The 20,337-nt window shown below is 60.7% G+C and carries 14 protein-coding genes; 3 read left to right on the top strand and 11 right to left on the bottom strand.

What is annotated here, in order from left to right; all coding sequences use genetic code 11:
* Positions 1-53 precede the first annotated feature (53 nt).
* The 4 genes from K8U03_20640 to K8U03_20625 all read right to left on the bottom strand — a co-directional run bounded on the left by K8U03_20640 (position 54) and on the right by K8U03_20625 (position 7,309).
* The gene (locus K8U03_20640; GenBank protein ID MCE9607301.1) at positions 54-2,249 is read right to left on the bottom strand and encodes a DUF1501 domain-containing protein; all 2,196 of its coding nucleotides are present in this window, start codon (positions 2,247-2,249) and stop codon (positions 54-56) included.
* 110 nt (positions 2,250-2,359) lie between these two features.
* Positions 2,360-4,444: a S9 family peptidase gene (locus K8U03_20635; protein MCE9607300.1), complete on the bottom strand. Its 2,085-nt coding sequence runs from the start codon at positions 4,442-4,444 to the stop codon at positions 2,360-2,362.
* 155 nt (positions 4,445-4,599) lie between these two features.
* A complete protein-coding gene (locus K8U03_20630) occupies positions 4,600-5,811 on the bottom strand; it encodes a transglutaminase-like domain-containing protein (protein MCE9607299.1) in 1,212 nt (403 codons plus the stop codon).
* 61 nt (positions 5,812-5,872) lie between these two features.
* Complete coding sequence (locus K8U03_20625) at positions 5,873-7,309, bottom strand: DUF1501 domain-containing protein (protein ID MCE9607298.1); 1,437 nt, start codon at positions 7,307-7,309, stop codon at positions 5,873-5,875.
* A gap of 436 nt (positions 7,310-7,745) precedes the next feature.
* Here K8U03_20625 and K8U03_20620 point away from each other — a divergent pair, with 436 nt between their 5' ends.
* The 3 genes from K8U03_20620 to K8U03_20610 all read left to right on the top strand — a co-directional run bounded on the left by K8U03_20620 (position 7,746) and on the right by K8U03_20610 (position 11,368).
* Positions 7,746-8,822: a hypothetical protein gene (locus tag K8U03_20620; protein ID MCE9607297.1), complete on the top strand. Its 1,077-nt coding sequence runs from the start codon at positions 7,746-7,748 to the stop codon at positions 8,820-8,822.
* Positions 8,823-8,944: 122 nt separating this feature from the next.
* Positions 8,945-9,775: an aldo/keto reductase gene (locus K8U03_20615; protein MCE9607296.1), complete on the top strand. Its 831-nt coding sequence runs from the start codon at positions 8,945-8,947 to the stop codon at positions 9,773-9,775.
* Positions 9,776-9,952: 177 nt separating this feature from the next.
* Positions 9,953-11,368, top strand: a complete 1,416-nt coding sequence (locus K8U03_20610; protein MCE9607295.1) for a DUF1501 domain-containing protein — start codon at positions 9,953-9,955, stop codon at positions 11,366-11,368.
* A 4-nt stretch (positions 11,369-11,372) separates the two neighbouring features.
* On the opposite strand, the gene K8U03_20605 is transcribed toward K8U03_20610, so the two are convergent.
* The 7 genes from K8U03_20605 to K8U03_20575 all read right to left on the bottom strand — a co-directional run bounded on the left by K8U03_20605 (position 11,373) and on the right by K8U03_20575 (position 20,337).
* Positions 11,373-12,275: a class A beta-lactamase-related serine hydrolase gene (locus K8U03_20605; GenBank protein ID MCE9607294.1), complete on the bottom strand. Its 903-nt coding sequence runs from the start codon at positions 12,273-12,275 to the stop codon at positions 11,373-11,375.
* 93 nt (positions 12,276-12,368) lie between these two features.
* Positions 12,369-14,423, bottom strand: a complete 2,055-nt coding sequence (locus K8U03_20600; protein ID MCE9607293.1) for a primary-amine oxidase — start codon at positions 14,421-14,423, stop codon at positions 12,369-12,371.
* Positions 14,424-14,490: 67 nt separating this feature from the next.
* On the bottom strand, positions 14,491-15,261 hold the full coding sequence (locus tag K8U03_20595) for an SDR family oxidoreductase (protein ID MCE9607292.1): 771 nt from the start codon (positions 15,259-15,261) through the stop codon (positions 14,491-14,493).
* 66 nt (positions 15,262-15,327) lie between these two features.
* Positions 15,328-15,837, bottom strand: a complete 510-nt coding sequence (locus tag K8U03_20590; GenBank protein MCE9607291.1) for a hypothetical protein — start codon at positions 15,835-15,837, stop codon at positions 15,328-15,330.
* Between the two features lie 68 nt (positions 15,838-15,905).
* Positions 15,906-18,197: a cytochrome c oxidase assembly protein gene (locus K8U03_20585; protein ID MCE9607290.1), complete on the bottom strand. Its 2,292-nt coding sequence runs from the start codon at positions 18,195-18,197 to the stop codon at positions 15,906-15,908.
* Positions 18,194-19,681 carry a cytochrome b N-terminal domain-containing protein gene (locus tag K8U03_20580; GenBank protein ID MCE9607289.1) on the bottom strand — a complete coding sequence of 496 codons (1,488 nt, stop codon included), beginning with the start codon at positions 19,679-19,681 and terminating at the stop codon, positions 18,194-18,196. Before K8U03_20580 ends, K8U03_20585 begins: the two co-directional genes overlap by 4 nt.
* A gap of 71 nt (positions 19,682-19,752) precedes the next feature.
* Positions 19,753-20,337 carry a Rieske 2Fe-2S domain-containing protein gene (locus tag K8U03_20575; GenBank protein MCE9607288.1) on the bottom strand — a complete coding sequence of 195 codons (585 nt, stop codon included), beginning with the start codon at positions 20,335-20,337 and terminating at the stop codon, positions 19,753-19,755.

Raw genomic sequence — 20,337 nt, 5'->3', positions numbered from 1 at the left:
GTGCAATCCGCTTAGATGCACTGCCGAAAATAAATTGCGACGCCACCCCTCGGCTACGTCGTCACCATGTCGTCGCGGCGGCGCGGATTGAATTCCAACGAGACGGAGTCAATCCGCAGATACGCATCGCGCGAGTTGCCGTCCCCGGGAGCGACCACCAGAGGGCCGGCTGAAGATCGTTCGACGATGATGGCGACCCCGAGGCCGTTGCCGATCGAGAAGTTCACATTCGGTTGCGTCGAACCGAGAAACTTCGTGATCGAAAACTCCTGCGGCTTTCCCTTCTCGTCGAATACCGGAACGAACGTCTCGCTTCCGAGTTCATCGATGTCGGTCGGATCTTTCGCCATCGTCTTGTAACGAAACAGCACCAGACGACAGGCGAAATTCGCATTGAACGCTTGAGTGAAGAACTCTGCCGACTTGCCGCCGCCGGAGGCCTTCACTTTGAAAGTGAAATGCCCGGCCCGCGCGTTGCGTATTTCCTGCGCGACGACCGCCTTCGCACCGGTCGCGAACGGCAACTCTGCGGCATCGCCGCAAGCCGTGAAACCGATACGCAAATGGGGTGCCGAACCTTCGGCACGGTCGACCGCGAACATCGCCGGGTCGCTTGCGTCGCGAATCGGCTTCGCGCGCCAGCCCTTGTCGCGCGATTCCTTCGAGGCCGGTAAAAGGGGCGTACCGCTGCGGAAATCGGTATCGAACAAGAGCCTCGTATCGAACGGCGGCACGAACGCCGGGTCGCCGCCGGCTTCGCAACGCGCAGCGGTTACACAGCCGTTGCCGATGAGCCGCGACAACGGTGAGCCCTTGGTGATCGGATGCGGGCGATCGTTCAAGTCGTGGAACATGCCGGCAGGATCGACTCCCAGTAGATGGAAGATCGTCGCCGTCAGGTCGTGTGGGCGAATCGGATCGACCGTCGGGTGCGCGCCGTTCTTATCGGTTGCGCCGAACACTTGCCCGCCGCGAATGCCTGCGCCGGCCATTGCGAAACTGAACACGTTCCCCCAGTGGTCGCGTCCGCCGCTCTTATTGATCTTCGGGGTCCGGCCGAACTCGCCGATTGCCACGACGAGCGTTTCATCCAGCAGGCCGCGCGTTTCCAAGTCGTCGATCAGGGCCGTAAAGCCGACGTCGAATTGTGGGCAGAGGCAATCTTGCAACCGATCGGCGTTCTTCGAATGCGTGTCCCACATGGGATTGTCGACCGCGCTATCGCCGACTTCGCGCGGCCAATTCACATGCACGAGCCGCACGCCGGCCTCGACCAGCCGCCGCGCGAGCAACACCGTTTGCCCCCAAGAGTGCCGGCCGTAGCGATCGCGCACGGCATCGGTTTCCGTCGCAAGGTTGAAGGCGGCCCGAGCGCGGCCGGAGGTAACGAGATCGTATGCCTGCTGCGAGAGCTTGTTCCAGGAGTCGACTGCGCCGCTCCGTTCGATTTCGGCAAACTGCCGATCGAACTGGCGCACGAGATCGCGTCGGCGATCGACGCGCAATTGCGTGATGTCGTTCGGGAGAGACAAACCTTCGACGCTGTAGCTCGCCGCCGAAGGATCGCCCGTAAACCGCTCGGGCTCCCAGCGCCCGCCGAGAAAGCCGGCAGTTTGTCCGGCCGGCGTCACTCCTTCGTTGAGCCGCATCATGTCGGGCACCCAAACGCTGGTGAGCGCAGGAAGCTTTTCGCTGGGGCGAAGCATCTTCACGATCGAGCCGAAGTAAGGCCAATCGGTCGGCTTGATTTGTCGCGCGCTGCCGGGACCATACGGATTGCCTGTAAGCACCCAATAGCCGCTGACGTCGTGATTGTTGTCGTTCGTATGAAGCGAGCGGACGATCGCGAGCTTATCGGCAATGCGCGCCGTGCGCGGTAGCAACTCGCAGAATCGGATGCCCGGCACGTTCGTCGAGATCGGTTGGAACGGGCCCCGAATCTCGAGCGGAGCGTCCGGCTTAGGGTCGAATGTTTCGTGCTGCGGTGGCCCCCCTTGAAGCCAGAGAAAGATGACGCTCTTGGCCCGACCGAACGTCCCTCCGCCGAGACCTTGCGTGAGCTTCGGGGCTGCTACCTTAAGAGGATCTGCGGCTTGGGCGTCTGCGGCGAGGAGTTGGGGCAACGTGAGGCCGGCGGCGCCGAGGCTGCCGATGCGGAGCCATTCGCGGCGCGAGATTCCACCGACGCCGTGAGTGCCATCGGCTTCAGGTCTTCCGCCAGTTCGCTTGCCGTCCTCGAATGAAAACATGGCCCCTCTCCCGATAAGATCGCGAATCACGGACTACCCGGCCACGATCCTGTTCGCAACGCATCGGCTATTATCGATGAACTGCGGGGCCCTGTGCAAGAGGGAAATGCTCAACGGGCCGACGCCGATTTCGCGGGTCTCGGCGTCAAGGGTTTCTCCGCGGCATCGTACTTCGCGAACCAAGCCAACGCCCGACGGTAAACGTCTGCTTGATGCGGCAATTGATAGAGCCCATGCCGTTCGTCGTGATAGATGACCATCTCGGTTTCGACGCCGGCTTTTTTCAGGGCTTGATACCACATCCGGCCCATCGCGAGCGGGCAGCGGCGATCATGATCGGCATGCAGCACCAGCGTCGGTGTGCGCACTTGGGCCGCATAAGTGAGCGGGCTATGCGCGCGCATCTTGGCGGAGACGTCCCAAGGCAAGCCTCCCATTTCCCATTCGGTCCAACTTGGTAGATCGCTCAGCCCCCACATCATGTTGAGATCGGTGACCGAGTTCTGAGTCGCTGCGGCGCGGAACTGCGTCGTATGGCCTACGAGCCAGTTCGTCATGAAGCCCCCGTAGCTGATGCCGTATACGAATTGCCGCTGCGGATCGACGATCTTGCGGCGGACGAGCTCGTCGATGCCTGTAAGAATGTCTTGCATATCGCCGCCGCCGAAGTCGAAGCGATCGGCATCGAGAAACTTGCGACCGTATCCGGTCGAGCCGCGAAAGTTGGGCTGAAAAACAGCGTAGCCGTGAGCCGCGAAGAGCTCGGCCGTGAAGTTGAAGCCTTCCGCTGCACGACCGTGCGGGCCGCCATGCGGATAGACGAGCAGCTTATACGGCGGTTTCACTACGCTCGCGGGAGGCAACGTCAGGATGCCGTCGATGGCCGTGCCGTCCGTGCTTTTCCAAGCGATGATTTTACTTTCGCCTAACTCACGATCTTGCAGGTAGGCGTGGCTGGGTGGAATAAGCCGCTCGCGCGCCTGGCGTAGATCGGCGAGTTGCGTCGGCTCGGTTTCGTTTTCGGAATCGATCCGCGCGCCGTCTTTCAACGCGACCATCTGCCGCAGCGACTTCACGCCGGCGACTGTGTCGTAGATGATGCGCTCGTCGTCGAGCCATGGCTCGGCAGGGAGCGGAAACGTCGGCGACGAATGGGGCGGCTTCTCCGCTTCCGGCCCGTGATGATCGAACAACACGCGACTGCTGACGCCGCTCGGCGCGAGATCGACGACGAGCAAGTTATAGACGTCGGCATGCGGCCCTTTTCGCGGGACGGACAAGCACAACAGCCGCCGACCATCGCTGCTTAAACGCGGAGAAACTTCAGGGCCGGGGCCGGTCGTAAGAGGCGTAACGGATCCGCTCGCGACCTCGATGCGCCAGATGTCGTAATTTTTGTTGATGCTGAAGCGAACCGATTCTCGATCGGTCGAGCGATTGGCATGGGCGACGAGGAACGTACCATCGGGCGACCACTGCGGATCGCCGTACCAAGCGTCGTCAGTCGTCAAGCATTTCACATTCGTCGCGGCGACCGCGGTCGGCGTTTCCGCGAGTTCGGCGACCCAGATGCGTGCCGTACCGTAGCCGGTGTAGCCCTCCCCTTGATCTTCGCGGACGACGGTAATGCCGGCCGCATGCTCTTCAGGAGTGCGCGTATCGCGACCATCGTCGGCCACGAATACGAGGCGCTTACTATCCGGCGAGAAGGCGACGCGGCCGTAGAAACCGTCGCTGAAGACTCGCCCATACGGTTTGCCCTTCCCAGCGAGTGGAATCGCTTTATCCCCGTTGGCCGGCATGAGCCAGATATCGGTGGCGACGTCGGAATAGGGAGGGACCGGCGAGAAAGCCGGCGACCCGTCGGGAAAGGGACGCGTCGAAAGAAACGCGAGCCACCGGCCATCGGGCGACCAGACCGGCTTGCGACCGTCGGGTTCGCCGACTTCGAGCGGACGTTTGTGTTCGCTCGAGCCGGCGGCAGTCCAGATCGCTTGTCGGCGGATTTTCATTCCGGGCTCAGCCCAGTCGCGCGTATAGGCCACACGCTGCCGATCCGGGGCGAGGGCCGGATCGGTCGCGGCGTCGTAACGATAAAGGTCTTCGATCGCGAGCGGTCGCTTCTCTTCGGCAAACGTCGCTGTCACCGATGTTACGCTCAACAGTGTTACGAGCAACCAACGATGAACGAGCATCGGCGCGGTCCTTGAAGAAAGTGAAGGTATAAAAAGAGCCGCGGGGTATGCGCTCCCCGCGACTCGCTTCGTCGGTCGATTCGAGATTAGAGGAGCTTTAATAAACTGTCGACGATACCGCGGAACTTGCGGATGTTCGACTCGGCGGGCAGACGTTATCTTCGCAAAGATTTATCGAGCGGATGCTTGCCGATCGGAAGCCATTCGCCGGTCGGGCCCTTGCGGCGCGCGCCAGGCCCGGCGTCGGACGTGTCGGTGTTCGCGTCCGCGCTCGTTGCTTTCGCATCGGCATCGGCCAGCGGGGTCAACTCGGCCCAGTACTTAGCGTCGGGCTTCGTGCCGATCCATTGCAGGCGGTCTTGCTGAAGCCGCACGAGAGTTCCCTTCCCCGGCACGCGGAGACGGTCTCCCTTTTGCAACACGAGCTCATGCACGCCGGTCCAGCCGAACCAGTGGTAACAAGCCGTGTGGACGGGAATCCAATGCCCCGTTCCTGCATCGTCCGCGAGATAGAACTCGCTCCAAACATGGTTCGGTATCCAGACGAGCCGGGCCGGAATGCCGACGGCGCGACACAGCGCAACGAACACTCCGGCCATCTCTTCGCAGTCGCCGAAGCGATTTTCGATCGCTTTCGTCACACTCGTATACGCGCCGAGCTTCGGCTTGATGTTTTCACGAACCCAGGCGGCGAAAAGTTCGGCTTGTCGCCAAGGATGCTCTGCGGCGCTTGCCTTGGTGCCGCTTGCACCTTCTTCGGTGAGTTCTTTCACCAGCGCAAGCACGTTCGGCGATCGGGTCTGAATGCCCGGGCTATCGCCGAGGAACGCCGAGCGCACCTCGGGCGGAACCGTTTGCGCGGCGGGGAATTTCTCACGTGAGTAACCGAAATACTGCTTCTGCAATCGCAACTCGAACTCAGCGACAGCCGATGCCGTTTGCCCGCGGCTCAGTTGCGGCGCGAACATCTTCAACTGCCGCGCCAGCGGGGCAATCGATTCGAGCGTCGCTTCCGAACCGACGACCTTAATACTTTCGGAGACGATCTCCTGCTCGGGAACGCCGATCGGCACCGGCGTCGTCGCGGTGATTCCTTCGGCGTCGCCGCGCCCCGTTAGTTCGATGCCGACTTGCAATCGAAAACGGCGCGGCTCTAAATAGCCGGTTTCGTTCTCGGGAGGCTTGTTCCAGATCCAACGGCCGTCGCCGACGACAGGGATCACGCTAAACGTCGGCGGCTCCGGAGACCATTCATTTACGAGATGGTTCTCGGTCTGCTTTTCCGCCGTCGACGGATCTGTTGCCGACAGTGAACCGCCGCAATAAAGCCCCGCCGCGGCCGACTGCAAAAACTCTCGGCGTCGCACGGCATGGCTCCTCAACGAAGGTCGATCTTTATGGCTCAATACCTTTTTGAATCGGCGCCGCTTAGAACAAGTCTAAGATCGGATCCCCTTCGGCGAGCAGGTTGAAGATACGGCCATCTTTGTCGCGTCCTTCGAGATCGTCGATGCCCATGGCGTGGTACACGGTCTTGGCAATATGCGCCGGCGTGACCGGTTTCTCTGCCGGAAACTCGGCCCGGCGATCGGTCGTACCGTAGGCTTGGCCTCCTTGAATGCCTCCGCCGGCCATGACGATGCTCTGGCAATGCGTCCAGTGATCGCGTCCTGCACCGGCGACGCCGCCGGAGCGCCGGTCGCCGATCTTCGGCGTGCGTCCCATCTCGCTCGTGACCATCAGGAGCGTGTCGTCCAGCAGGCCGCGCTGGTGCAAGTCTTCTACTAGCGCGGAGAAGCCTCGATCGAATTCCGGCAGCAAGTCGTCTTTCAGGCAGTTGAAGTTATTTCCGTGCGTGTCCCAGCTTCCGGCGCTTTTGCATTTCTTGTGGAGCTTCTTCTCGTCTTCCATCCAAAAGACGGTGACGAACGGTACTCCGGCCTCGACCAATCGCCGGGCCGTGAGCAAGCTCATGCCGTTGACCGTCTGGCCATAACGCTCGCGCAGCGCTTCAGACTCGCCTGAGACATTGAACGCGGCCGTGGTTTGCGTTCCCCCGAGGAGCGACAGTGCGCGCTCTTGCAACTGCGACCACTGACGCTTATCGGCCGTGGCGTCGAGTTCGCGTCGGGCCTTGTCGAGCGACGAAAGCAACTGCTGCCGTGATGCCAGGCGGCTGCCGTCGACGTCTCCTTGCAACACCAGCGCGGGGGCTTGAAACTCCAGCGGCTTTTCCAAACTGCCGTAGACATACAGCGGATCGTGTTCGACGCCGAGCCGCGCGGCGAACTGGCCCGGCCGTGTGTAGGGAGCGCGGCTCGGCATGTGCGGCAGAGCGATGCAGTTCGGCAGGCCTTGGCCGGTCGGACGGCGCGAGCCGACGACCGTGCCGATATACGGCCAATCGTCGGGCATCGGTGTGCGATTATTGCCGAGCGAAAGGAAGCTCGCGTCGGCAGCGTGGCCGGTGAGGTTGTGATAGTAGCCGGCGTGGTGGTCGTTCGTGTTCACCGAACAGCGCAGCGAACGGATGATCGCGAGGTGCTTACCTTGTTGCGCCGTCAGCGGCAGATGCTCGCCGATCATCAAGCCTGGAGCACTCGTGGCGATCGGGTTGAACGGCCCGCGATACTCGACCGGAGCCTCGGGCTTGAGATCCCACATGTCGATGTGCGAAGAGCCGCCGCAGAGAAAGAAGAGGATCGTGCTCTTGGCTTTCGGGGCTCGGCGTCGAGCGGCGTCGGCTGTCTTCGCGGCTGCGGCCAAGCGTGGCGTGCCGAAGCGTAGGCCTGCAAAGCCGGCCGTCGAAGCGACGAGAAACGAACGTCGGTCGACGTGAGAAGAAGGGCGTGCGGCGGGAATCATCGTGTAGTAGTCCGTGCGGAGGTGGCGCGGTTCGACACGCAGGCGGGGGCGGGCAGTATCACCCATTGAGTTTAATCGGCGGGGAGGAATGGATCAATAGAAATGAATGCACAAGGAACGCTTTTCTAATTCGGATATTGCTTCGGCGATGTCTGCCGCGCCGTTCTGCGAGCCATTCGGCCCTGCGGTATCGCATCTTCGCAAATGCGAAGGTCGCTGCCCGGTTCCGCGGATTCTATCGCGCAGGACAGCTCTTTATGCAGACTGAGAACTAGCAAATCTGCGAATTTGGCAATCGCCCGAAGTCACGCTCCTTTCGATGTAGCGCATTTCGCGGCTCGACGAAGAAACCTCGCATCGGCGATGGATCCGTTCTCGAAAAGTCGCCGCGTCCGATTGCCGTCGGCGGCATGATCTGTTCACAGGGAGGTGGCTAGTGTCGAGTGCATCACTTCGCGTCGTACGTTTCAGTCTCGCGATCTGCGCGGCCGTTCTCACAACGACGGCTTCGTTCGCCGCCGGATCGCCCTTCGACGAATTGCGCACCGATCCCTTTACGAATCCTTCATCGGGTACGAGCTCGAGCGCCGGCAAGTTGGTCGACTTGACGAGCGGAAACGAGAAGCCGATCGAGCTATCCGAGGGGGCTCGCATCGTCGATGCCGCGCTCGTCGGCAACAACGGCAAGCTTCTCGGTATTTTCGCTTCGAGCGATCGTGCCTTTTCCGACTTCATCTCGCCGGCGAGCAACCCGCTGTTCTTCGAAGATCCCCGCACGCTCACCGAACTCCGATTCCATTTTGCGAATCAATGGATTCCGCATGCCAATCCGGTTTTTCAAGGTGGGACGGCGCAATTCCTCGCCGCGCAGATTCGCGTTGCGTTGACACAACGGTTGTCGATCATCGCCACGAAAGACGGCTACCTTTGGCTCAATCCCGGCAACCCGACAGTGCCCGGTACGGAAGGCTTCGCCGATGTGGCCGCCGGTTTGAAATACAACTTATTTCGCAATCCCGCATCGCAAACGATCGTAAGCGTCGGCGGCACGTTCGAGCTGGATACCGGTGCGCATCGCGTCTTCCAAGGCCGCGGAGACGGAGAGTTCCATCTGTTTTCGAGTGCCGGCCAATCGCTATTCGACGGTGTCGCACATTGGGTTACCGGCTCCGGACTTCGCCTCCCGACCGATACCGAAGCTCGTTCTTCGATGTGGTATTGGTCGAACCAATGGGACGTGAAGCTCACCGAACGCGTCTATGTTCTCAGTGGTGTGAACTGGTTCCACTGGTTCGACGCGGGCAATACAGTGCCGGTGAACTTCGAGGGACAAGACCTCATCAACCTCGGCGCCTCCGGCGTGGCTGGCCACGATGTCGTTACCGGCTCGCTCGGCATGCGCTATCGCTTCGGCCGGATGAATGAAACGGGGGTCTGCTGGGAATACCCCCTGACCGACCGCCGCGACCTTCTGCAATCGAGACTGTATGTCGATCTTTGCCTCCGGTTCTAGTGCCTGGAGCGAAGCGCAGGCGTAGTTCCTGAATGTGCGATGTGAGAGGCGGAAAGAGCCGCTGCGCATCGCTACAATGGCGTGCTTGCGGAATCGGGATCGATTTTGCGCTTCGTCCCTTCATGAAATCTCGGCTGATGAATACGACGTTTCTTCTCGATGGCGACTTACGCGTCCATCGGTTCGGCTACGGTGCCATGCGGTTATGCGCGCAGCCGGGAAATTTCGGTCGGTATCCCGATTGGGAAGCCGGCAAAAGGCTCCTGCGTCGGGCCATCGAACTCGGAATCAACTTCATCGACACGGCGCATGCCTATGGTCCGTCGTGCAATGAGGAGTTGATCGGTGAAGCGCTCGCTCCTTACGCAGCCGACGTCGTGATCGCAACGAAAGGGGGCGTCGAGAAGACGGCGCCCGACAAGGTCTTCGCCGATGGTCGGCCGGAGGTTCTTCGTCGTCGCTGCGAAGAAAGCTTGAAGTTGCTACGCATCGAACGGATCGATCTTTATCAGTTGCATCGCCCTGATCCGCAGGTCCCGTTCGCAGAGAGCGTCGGTACGTTGGCGGATTTGCGTCGCGAAGGGAAGCTGCGACACGTCGGGCTGTCGAACGTCTCACTGGCGCAGATCGAGGAAGCACGCGGCATCGTGCCGATCGTGTCGGTGCAGAATCGTTACAACTTGGTCGAGCGGGCCGACGATCCGGTCGTCGACTATTGCGCTCGGCACGAGATCGCCTATCTCCCCTGGGGTCCGCTTGCCGCCAAGCCCTTCGCCCCGCAAGCCCCGCTCGCCGGCACACGCGGCGCACTGGCTTGGTTGCTACGACGGGCACCCAATATCATCGTCATTCCCGGCACGACTTCGATCGCGCACCTGGAGGAGAACCTCGCGGCTGCAAGCGTCTCTCTTTCCGACGAGGAGTTTGCCCAGCTCTCGGCCGGCGTTTCATGAATCGACCGAGCTCGACTTGTCGCCCAGCATTCCGAATAAATCGGCTTTGACAGGCCTGCGGCGAAGGGTCGAGACGCGGAGCCGGAAAATACGATTGCTACGAAGGGGTGGATTAGATGATGATACAGTTCCCCGCTCGACTCCCGCCTGAATGCCTCCCTCTTCGGAATACTCGCCATGTTATCGATCTCCGAGCCGTATCGATCGCCGGGCGGCGGCGTACATCGCCGTGATTTTCTACGCGTAGGGGCGATGAGTTTGTTCGGAGCGGCGATGCCCGGCCTTGCAGGGCGCGATGCTTGGGCGGCCGACGTGCTTAAGCCTTACGCGACCGGCCGCTCGGTCGTGCTGCTGTTCTTAGGGGGCGGACCTTCGCATATCGAACTGTTCGACCCGAAGATGACCGCTCCGGCGGAATTTCGCAGCATCATGGGTGAAGTCGATACGGCCCATCCGGGTATCACCTTCGGCGGCACCTTTCCGCAACTCGCGCGATTGGCGAAGAAGTTTTCCGTCGTACGGACGTTTCAATCGAAGAACGGCGGACACGAATACGATTCCGTCACGACGGCCGGCAATTCGACCAAGGCCGCGCTCGGCGCACTCTACTCGCGCGTCGTCGGCACGAACCATCCTTATACCGGCGCGCCGACCCATACGCTCGTTCTGCCCGAAGCCGTCGCTCCGCCCGACTTCAAGATCGGACGCAACTTCGAGACCGGGCACCTCCCGGGCCTCACGCAGCCGGGCTCTTTGGGAGCGAACTATCAGGCCTTCAGCCCGAGCGGCGGCGGGCCCTTGCAGCAAGACATGCAGTTGGCGATTTCCGCCGATCGTTTCTCCGATCGTCGCGCGTTACTCACCGGCTTAGACGTGCTCAAGCGACGGATGGACGTGAGCGGCCGCATCGACGGCTTCGATCGATTGCAGCAACAGGCGTACGACGTCATCACAGGCGGAGTCGCCAAGGCGTTCGATTTGGCGAACGAAGATCCGAAGTCGCTTGCTCGTTACGACACGAGCCATTGCTTTCGCAACGAAGACGTGCGCCGCTGGGGCGATATGCAACGCTCGACGAATTTGCTCGGCCGGCAAATGCTGCTCGCTCGGCGACTCGTCGAATCCGGTTGCGGCTTCGTCACGGTCTCCGATTGCGGTTGGGACATGCACAGCAACGGCAACAGCCCTAAGGGACTGAACGGCATGAACTGGCTCGGCCCCCAAGTCGATCATGCCGTGGCCGCGTTCATCGAAGATTGCGAAGCTCGCGGATTGCAAGACAAAGTGCTGCTTGTCGTCACAGGCGAGATGGGGCGCACGCCACGCATCAACACCAACGGCGGACGAGACCACTACGGCGAACTCACGCCTCTGCTGGTCTACGGTGGCGGATTGAACATGGGAAAAGTGGTCGGCCGCTCCGACTCGAACGCTTCCCGCCCTGCCACGGAGCCGTATACCCCGTCGCATCTCCTGTCGACGATCATGCATACGATGTTCGACTTGGGACAACTGCGACTCGACAGAAACTTGCCGAGCGACGTCGCCGCCGTCGTGCAATCCGGCGAGCCGATTCAGCCGCTCATGGCATAGCCGCCTACGCAGTTGCAAAGTGTTCGTACACCGCTTGGCAGGCATGCGCCACGGCCAGGACGGGTGGATAATCGGACATGCTTTTCAGCCGGTGCGGTGGCGACTTGTGCGGCTTAAAAAACACGCTGAGCGACATCGTCAGTACGGCGCTCTTCACGATGCCGACTTCCACGCGGCACTCGCCGTAACCGGTTTTGTTCGCAATCCAGGTCGGGGCGTTGCCCCAGTCTTCGCCGACGGGAATGTATCTCGCGAGCATGTCGTTGCAACGCTGAGCGCGCAAGATGCGAATAATCTCTTCGCACGACTTCGCAGTCAAAATGTCTTTTCGATAAATCCGCGTGATGAGCGAACAGAGATCGTGTGCCGTGCTAACGGGCTGTTTCATCTGCGCGGCGCGAGAGCCGGCCGGAAGCCCCTCGAAGAAATCGCTGTCGTCCAGCTTCCAAGTCTTCATGCTCCGGCCGATATTGTCCGGACCGAGCAGGTCGACCAGCACGGCCGTTGCGATGTTGTCGCTCAAGACCGTCATCAGGATCGCCATGTTGTGAGCCGATAACTCCTGACCGGGAATCATCGCCCGCAACACCCCGTCGCCGGTGCGATGATGCTCCGGTTTCCATGTGAGGGGGGCATTTAGGTCGACGATGCCGGCTTCCGCTTGCCGAAACAGTTCGCAAAGCACGAACAGCTTGCAGGTGCTGGCGGTCGGCAGAATCGTGTTCGGTCGGAGTGCGAAATGGCCCGGCGCGTCGAGACGCTGCGCTTCGATCGAAAAGCTTCCGGCCCAGGTCTCTTCCAACTGAGCCAACTCTTTTTCCAATCCCGGCTTTGGAACGGCCGTGTCGTCGGCCGGCAGCTCGCTTGCCGCAAATCCGCAGGCGGTCAGCGCACCGAGACCGATCACATCTCGGCGAGAAACGAAGTTGGTAGCGATGATGAGGCTCCGATACGAGAACGAGGGCTCGGTGATTTCAAACGATGCCAGAACGCAATCCGATTACTTCGTCGGAGAAGGAACGTCCATGGCCGGATTGCGCTCGAAGAATCCATCGGGCTTGAGCATGAAGCCGATCGTCGAGACCGGCATGACGGGCCAATCTTCGGGACGAGGAACGTGGTTGTGCCCGAACACGTACCACACGACGAGGTCGGTGTTTTCGATCTGCCGATCGTTCGCGGTCCATTTCGGGAGCCCGTCGCCGCCGGGATTTTGATTGGGATACTCGCCAGAAGGATAACGTTCTTCCGTTCGATAGGGAGTGACCCACAGATTGCTGGCGAGAAAGCCCGCCCGTTTCATCACGGCGGCATCGGGCTGTACCAAGATCGGGCAATTCTCGCCCGTCACCAAGCGATAGCCGACCGAACGCCCTAGGCGATTCTTCTTGCCGGGATTGACGATTCGCCAGAAGCGGCCGGCCGCTCCGTTGACCATCCGCTTCGCTTGTTGCTCGGTTTTCAGCAGCGTTTCTTCGGCGCGAAATGCGTTGCCGTGCGGGTTGTCCGACCCGCGCGGAATGCGAACCGCGTTCACTTCGTATACCGAGTTCTCCGCGCCGTCGATGCTCATGTCGAGTCGTGCGGCAAACACATGCTGGTGAAAGGGGGCATTGAGTTGCGGGGCGATCTCGACGCCGTACTCCGGCTGCTCGCCGGGCTTCAGCGCCGTGGTGTTCATGATTCCCGTCAGCTTCACTTCGCATTGAAGCGAGCCGTCTTGATAGAGATACCAAAAGAAGCCGTATTCATAGTTGCCGACCGTGGCGATGAACGACGCTGAGAGCCGTCGCGAGCGGCGAGTTTCGCTCGAACCGGTGCGCCAGTCGGTGTGCTTCCATAGCAATCCGGAATCTTCCTCATGCAGGCAGATCGCGTTTTTGATCGTGAGCGGCTGCCCGCGACTGTCGGTCATATGTGCGTCGAAGTAGCGCATCGAGCCTAAGCAATCGCAGCCGAGTTGGAGCGAATTCGCCATCGTGCCGATACCGTACTCACCGATATCGAAAGCGTTTTTGCGAAAGTGGCGTTCGGCGGGATCTCCGTAAGGGACGACCATTTCGCAAACGCTCGCGCGAGCCAAGATCGCTCGTTCGCGATCGCCGTCGGCGTAGCTCAGCGTGTGGAGCACCAGTCCTTCGCGCGGCGTGAAGCCGATCCGGAACTTCCACTTCTGCCAAGCGACTTCGTAACCGTCGACCGTAAAGCTCGGCCCCTGCGGCTGCGTGATCTCCAGCGGTTTAAGATCTTGTCGCACGTCGCGAAGATATTCGCGCGCCCAGTTGCCGCTTTCGGGCGGCAGCGGCACGACGCCGTAATCTTCAATTCGCAAGACTTCCATCTTGTTGAGATCGACCACCGCAATCACACCGTCCAGCGGCCGAGCATATCCGTTGTCGTTCACTTCCGAACGAACCCAACAGAGAGCGCGAGATAAACGCTTGCCTGCGTCTTCGGGCAATTCGGTGCCGTAGATTCCGGCAGACCAAGGATCGACCATCACGAGTTTCACATCGTCGATGCCTCGTTTCTTGAGAGCCGCGAGAAACTCGGGCGAGCGTTTCACGGCCTCCTCGCACTCGGCGAACTCATCGGCCATGATCGGCGGTTGCACGGCATGGGGTAGCTTGTCGAACGACACGAGCTTCTCTTGTCGCAAGTCGACGATCGCTTCCATCGCTTTCCCGATGGAAGTATCGAGCAAGATCAAGAAGGCTTCTCTTGGAATCGCCTTTTTTGGACCGTGCTCCCTGACGATTTGCTTGCTGGGCTCGCGCAACGTCACGGTGACGAATCGCAAGTCTTTCGGTGTGGGATAACTCGCACGTACGATCTCCACCGCTCGCCCGATCTCCGTCGGCGACAACGGGTCGAGCGGATGCGGATTGCTCGGCTTCGTGTTCGTAGGCTTTATCGCTTCGTCGGCGGCATGCGTAGAATCTTCGTTCAACTCCGTGAGCGCTAACGCTCCGGCGGCTAGCAAGGAACCGCGAAAGAAAGTCCGGCGAGAAAGAATGCCATCGAGCGAGCGATCGCGATCCGGTTCGTGGTTCATTCGACGATTTCCTTTGGAGATGCCGACTGCGTCTTGTTAGCAAGCAGAGAACCGTGGAGAGTTCGAGTTATCCGCGGCCGACAAACGGCATTTGCGTAGCCATGACCGTAAGGAACAACGCATTCGCGTCGAGCGGAAGGCCGGCCATGTAAACGATCGAACGGGCCACGTTGTCGACGTTCATCGTCGGCTCCGGAGCGGTGCGGCCATCGGCTTGCAACACTCCGCCGCTCATGCGAGCGGTCATTTCCGTAGCGGCGTTGCCGATGTCGATCTGGCCGCACGCGATGTTCCACTTTCGGCCGTCGAGCGCCGTCGATTTGGTGAGGCCCGTGATCGCGTGCTTGGTCGCGGTGTAAGGCGCGGAGTTAGGACGCGGAGTATGGGCCGAGATCGAACCGTTGTTGATGATCCGCCCGCCGCATGGCGATTGCGCCTTCATCACGCGAAACGCCTCGCGAGTACAAAGGAACGGGCCCGTAAGGTTGACGTCGACGACGCGCCGCCATTGCTCGATCGTCAACTCATCGAGCGGTATCGGGGGAGCACCGGTCCCCGCGTTGTTAAACAGCAGATCGACGCGACCGAAACGCGCGACCGTTTGCTCGAACAATGTTCGAACTTCGGTGGGTTCGGTAACGTCGGTCGGAATCGCCAAGAGGCGTTCGATGTCTTTCGCCGTCGTGGTCGACGTTGCGGCCAGTGCGATGCTTCCCGCCAGCGCTTCGGCCCGGCGTCCGGCGAGGGCCACGCAATAACCTTCGCGAAACAATGCCAGCGCCGCGGCACGGCCGATTCCGGAGCCCGCGCCGGTGACGATCGCAACTTTTCGATCCATAGCATCAACTCGCTTATCGGTATAAATTCCTGCAGGCATACAGCAGGAGAGGTTTCTTGTTCGCCGTTAACTTACACGATGCGGCGTTCGATCTCGACCCGCCGGCTTGCGAGCGACGAATAGCCGGTGCAAGCCGAAAAGAAAAATCGCGACGAGCGGCCAACAGAACCAAGGCCAAACGCTAAGCCACGCCGGCAGCGGTTCCACGGTTTCCATCGTGAAACGCCCGACGATCCGTTCGCGGTCGACTTCACATTGAATTTCGACATCCCATTTATTTGCCGTCGGAAGGTCGAACAACGCGGCTCGCAAAAGCTTATTCGTCGCGGCTTCCGTCGTGGCCGGGCTTTGCGAGGAGGGGCCGACGCCGTCGCTCGGTGTCACGATGACCGTCGCTTGTGCCTCCGGCACGGGTTGCGCGGTGTCGGCCTCTTGCACGAACAGGCTGATGTCGACAGGTCCGGCTCGCAACGGATTCGGCGACGTGAAGATCGAGACTCGGTATTTCCCTTGTTGCTCGACGAGCCGGAGCGTCCCACCATCGGCCTGCAAGATGCCGCATAGCGGGCCGAACAAGATGCAAACCAAAATCGAAATAGAAGCCGGCGAGTGCATGGTATCGAACGAATCTAATTTGAAGACGCCTAGCCGCCGGCCGGAAGCGTGCCGCGCATCTGCATCGGCTGAAAGATAATCCACACACCTACCAAGAATAATAGCGAGATCAGCAGCGCCCAAGGCGCGAATGCCTTGATGGTTTGCGTGGCGCGGTTGTTATCAGTCGCATGAGCCTCGGTGATGCGCAGGCCTGTGTAAAGCGAAAGCAGCCAGCCGCAATCGAGCATGAGCGTTTCCAGTTGCGGAATCCACGCCACGGCCGGCCGGCAGCAAGAGTATTGCCACTGAGGTTCGCCGAAGTTGAACCAGCCGATGCCTGCGGCGAAACGCTGCGTCGTGGGAATGATCGTGTCGTAGCTGGTGAAGAAGTGAAAACTATAGTGTGCCAGCCACATCCCGAACCCGATCGGAACAAACGCATACGAATAGCGAACGATGAGGGTCGGGATACTTTCCTTCGATCGACTCAGCGTGCGGCTTAGCATAGCCGCACCGACGACGAGCCCTGACGGTATGGCGATGAGTGCCACCAGATAGTAAACGCTCGTCGCAAGCAATTGCGAAACGCCGCGGAGAGAGTCGCGCAACCGGTCTTGCCATTCGACCACCGGCGCCACCATTCCCCCGGCATTGGCGAACGCGCCGAACACGAGCACCAGCACGAGGGTTGCAAGGTCGGGCCGATGGCTAAGTCGGCCGATGCCCGAACGAAGCGGATCGCTCCAGAGCGTTCGGCCTGGAACGGTGGCTAAGATCCCGACATTCTCGTGGGGGCAAGCGCGCACGCAGTCGAGGCAGAACGTGCAATCGAGATTTCCGATCTTTCGTGGCTGAAACAAGTGCAACTCGCAACCCCCGGCGGCATCGTTGCCCCGAATGCAGTCGTGCGTGCGGCAAGAATGGCACAGCGACGGCTCACGAACAGTTACTTCGAGCGGCGAGACGAGCGATTGCACGAAGTTGAACTGACCGATCGGGCAAACGTACTTGCAAAACGGCGCTCCTCGAAACCAGGAGTCGATGACGAACGCTCCGACGAAGTAGGCAAGCGCGATCCAGGCCGTGAGCCAGGGGCTGTCCCATAAGGCGAATGCCTCGTAGCTCCATAAGAACAACAGAGTGAGCCCGACGGCAAGCCATTTACTGCGCAAGTAGCGCGGCCAGGTTCGACCGTTCGGCAGTAGTCGCCGAGCCAGCGCTCGTGGCAACGTGAAAGGACACGCGAAACAAAATACGTTGCCGACGATGAGCAAACCGAGAATCAAAACGCCGCGCCAATGAATCCACGGCAACACGCCGGCCAAGTTCATCGGCCCGATTTGCGGACCGTAGAGCCCCTCGTAGATAACCGTGATCGCTAAAAAAGCTAATGCCGCTTGCGCGGCGCGGCGCGTCGCTCGTCGACGCAATAACGAACCTAGAAATGGTATGCGCAGCAGATCCAGCGGCGTTGCCGGCGGCACGTGGAGAATCGGAAGTTGCAGTCGCGATTTTGATGCGGGCGATGTCGGAAAGAGCAGCCGTAGTCCGATCCAGAACAACGGCAACAGAAAAGCGACGGAGCCCGGCACCCACATGAGCACCCCGGCCGTTGCTTGATCTTCGAGCGCCGAGATGCCGGCGATACGCGGCACTTGCTCGTAGTAGGGATAGAGCACCTTGTCGGAAAAAGTGAGCCATGCCGCAAGCACCGTATTTTGAATATCGGCCAAGAGCAGATACGGCAGCAGCAGCCAAGTCGACCAGCGCGGCCGACTGGGATAAGGTCGCACGATCGGATACCAAAAAAACAGCGCACTCAAGATGAAGCAAACGTGCTCGGCGAAATGCCAATCATCGCGACTTAAAGCCAACTCGTAGCTACGTGGAAAGTGCCAGAACCAAGTTGTCGCAACGTACGCCGGCCCGGCGATCCACGGCGAAACCAACTTCGAGAACAAGCGTCGCAACCCCCGGTGACGCAGCAACGGCGCCGCCCAGTACGTGCGCACAGGCTCCGGCAGACCGCGCACGATGGGCAGCAACGGCGCACCGAGCCAAAGGAGCGGCGGAGCCACCATCATCAGCAGCAGGTGCTGCACCATGTGAACTTGCAACAACAGCGCCGCAAACGGTTCGACCGGCGAAGCGAGCGCGAGGTAGATCGCCGCAAGCCCGCCGAAGAAGGCTGTGAGCCGTCCGAAAGTCCAGCGGCGCGGATCGCGACGGCGCAGCACGCGCCAACCGCGAAGATAGAGCCCGGCATTCAGCAACATCGCGGCCGCGAGCCACGGATTCCACGGCCATGAACGAAGAAAAGCATCGAGCGTCGGGCTCATGGTTTCTTCGCGGCCTCCTTCGTTTCTACCGTCGGCGATAAGCCGTATGCTTCCGCCGGTGGTTGATTCGGAGACCGCAGGCCGACCATGAAGTCGACCAGCAGCGCCATCTCGGCCGGGTTGATTCGGCCCCCGTAAGCCGGCATGTTGCCGCCGCCGGGCGTGCCGTTGCTGACCTGATCGATAAGTTGATCGCGTGTCAAGCGCGTGCCGATGGTCGATAGATCAGGTCCGCGCGTGCCGCCGAGGCCGTCGAGCGCATGGCAGTTGCGGCAGTTCTTATTCTGAAACACGACCGCTCCCAGCAATCGTCGCGGCGTGCTTTGCAACACGATCCGTTCGGGAATCGGATCGCCGCTCCAAGCCGTCATCTTCGGCGACCAGGGAGACGTGATCCCTTCATAAGTGAGCGCGCCCAAAGCCGTGTACGTTACGATCACGATCAGCACCGCGATCGGTCGCCGACTTGGTGCTCGCTCTCCGCGGTTGCTGACGACCGGCACTAAAAACAAAGCCGCGATGACGAGCACCGGAAAGGCGAGAATGATAAACGTCTCTGCGCTAGGCGGACTTAGAGAAAGCAAGCCGAAGAGCCACAAGAACGGCCACTCTGGGCGCGGGTTCACGCCGCCGAGCGTCGGGTCGGGCGGGCCGCTCGGTCCCTTAGGGCCGAGAATCGCGGCGAGTGCCACCACCGCGATCACGGTCAGCGAAGAGAACAGTATGTCTTTCAGCAGCGCATCGCCGAAGAACGGAACGCCCGTCTTCAACTCCTTCTCATATTCCGCGTCATATGTTTTTGGGTCGACTATGATGCCAGGCACCGGCGGCGCGCTGATGCCGCACTTCAGCACCAGCCACAAATGCAACGCCAAGAACGCGAACAATGCCGCCGGGATCACGAACACATGCAGCGCGAAAAACCGGCTCAACGAATCTCCCCCGATCACGTCGCCCCCCAACAACCCATGCACTATTTCCGGGCCGATGATCGGCACGCGGCCCGCCATCGAGCCGGCAACCGCTAGGCCCCAGTAAGCGTCCGGATCCCAGCGGAGAATCTGGCCGGTAAAAAACATGCCGAGCGTGCAAAGCAACAGCACGACCCCGACGGTCCATGTCAATTCGCGCGGGTACTTATACGCACCGTGGAGGAATACTTGCGTCATATGGATGAGCAACATGACCACCATGCCGGAGCCCGCGTAGTAGTGCAGGGCCCGCAAAAACCAGCCGAGCGGCTGCCGGTAGTCGAGGAACAACAAGCTTTCGTAAGCTTGGTCCGCCGCGGGGACATAGACCAAGGCCAAGCCGATGCCGGTGACGATTTGAATCAGCAGCAGCGTCATCGACGCGCTGCCGAAGACATACCACCAGCCCATCGGACCTTCGAGCGAGCGCGGAACCGGATGCCGCAGCATCGGCCAGAACGTCTCGCGAAATCCGACACGCGCGTCGAGCCAGTTGCCGATCGTTTTGAGCATTCCGACCATCGATGCTTCTTCCTCGCGATAACGCTTTCGTTCGGCCCTCTGCTGCCTGGGCCTTCCCTCTCTTAGACCGTGCCGTCGAGCGTGTCTTGCAACGTTGGGTAGTGCGGGGCTTGAACCTGGAGTCGACCGTCTTGAATGCGCCAGACACAGTGAAACATTCCGCGCGGCGGAGGGCCCGACGCACGTTCTCCGTTCGCATGGTAAACGCCGCCATGACACGGACACATGAACAGGCCCGATTGCGGAAACCACGATACCGGGCAACCGAGATGCGCGCAATTCACGGCCAACACCAAGAACCGGTCGACGGACTGTTCGTCGCGACCTTCGTAGCGGACATAAACACCGGTGTGCGCCGTCATGCCGTCCCACGGCTGCCGCAACGGGCTATCGAACATAATCATGCGCGTTTCGTTCACCGGGAAGTCTTCGATCGAGCCTAGGCTGACCCAGGCGACTTCTCGTTTTCGTCGCGCGAGAAAGTAGCCGACCAGCGGTAGCCCTAAGACCGCGCTTGCCACGGTGCCGCAAAGGCCGGTGATCCAGCGCAGGAAGGAGCGGCGCGGAGCAGACGGCGGAATCGATGCGATGCACGGCGGCACCGGCGGCAGAGCGGATGTGAGTTGTACCATCTTGTAGTCCGTCAT

The organism is Planctomycetia bacterium (genome assembly GCA_021413845.1).
In the GTDB taxonomy this organism is placed as follows: Bacteria; Planctomycetota; Planctomycetia; order Pirellulales; family PNKZ01; genus PNKZ01.
The sequence above is the reverse complement of the archived record's forward strand: the minus strand, read 5'-3'. Positions and strand labels throughout refer to the sequence as shown.

Excerpts from the sequence above, each read along its gene's own strand:
- K8U03_20600 (MCE9607293.1), bottom strand. The coding sequence starts at position 14,423 with ATGAACCACGAACCGGATCGCGATCGCTCGCTCGATGGCATTCTTTCT.
- K8U03_20615 (MCE9607296.1), top strand. The coding sequence starts at position 8,945 with ATGAAATCTCGGCTGATGAATACGACGTTTCTTCTCGATGGCGACTTA.
- K8U03_20595 (MCE9607292.1), bottom strand. The coding sequence starts at position 15,261 with ATGGATCGAAAAGTTGCGATCGTCACCGGCGCGGGCTCCGGAATCGGC.
- K8U03_20640 (MCE9607301.1), bottom strand. The coding sequence starts at position 2,249 with ATGTTTTCATTCGAGGACGGCAAGCGAACTGGCGGAAGACCTGAAGCC.
- K8U03_20575 (MCE9607288.1), bottom strand. The coding sequence starts at position 20,337 with ATGACGGACTACAAGATGGTACAACTCACATCCGCTCTGCCGCCGGTG.
- K8U03_20635 (MCE9607300.1), bottom strand. The coding sequence starts at position 4,444 with ATGCTCGTTCATCGTTGGTTGCTCGTAACACTGTTGAGCGTAACATCG.
- K8U03_20580 (MCE9607289.1), bottom strand. The coding sequence starts at position 19,681 with ATGCTCAAAACGATCGGCAACTGGCTCGACGCGCGTGTCGGATTTCGC.
- K8U03_20625 (MCE9607298.1), bottom strand. The coding sequence starts at position 7,309 with ATGATTCCCGCCGCACGCCCTTCTTCTCACGTCGACCGACGTTCGTTT.
- K8U03_20610 (MCE9607295.1), top strand. The coding sequence starts at position 9,953 with ATGTTATCGATCTCCGAGCCGTATCGATCGCCGGGCGGCGGCGTACAT.
- K8U03_20585 (MCE9607290.1), bottom strand. The coding sequence starts at position 18,197 with ATGAGCCCGACGCTCGATGCTTTTCTTCGTTCATGGCCGTGGAATCCG.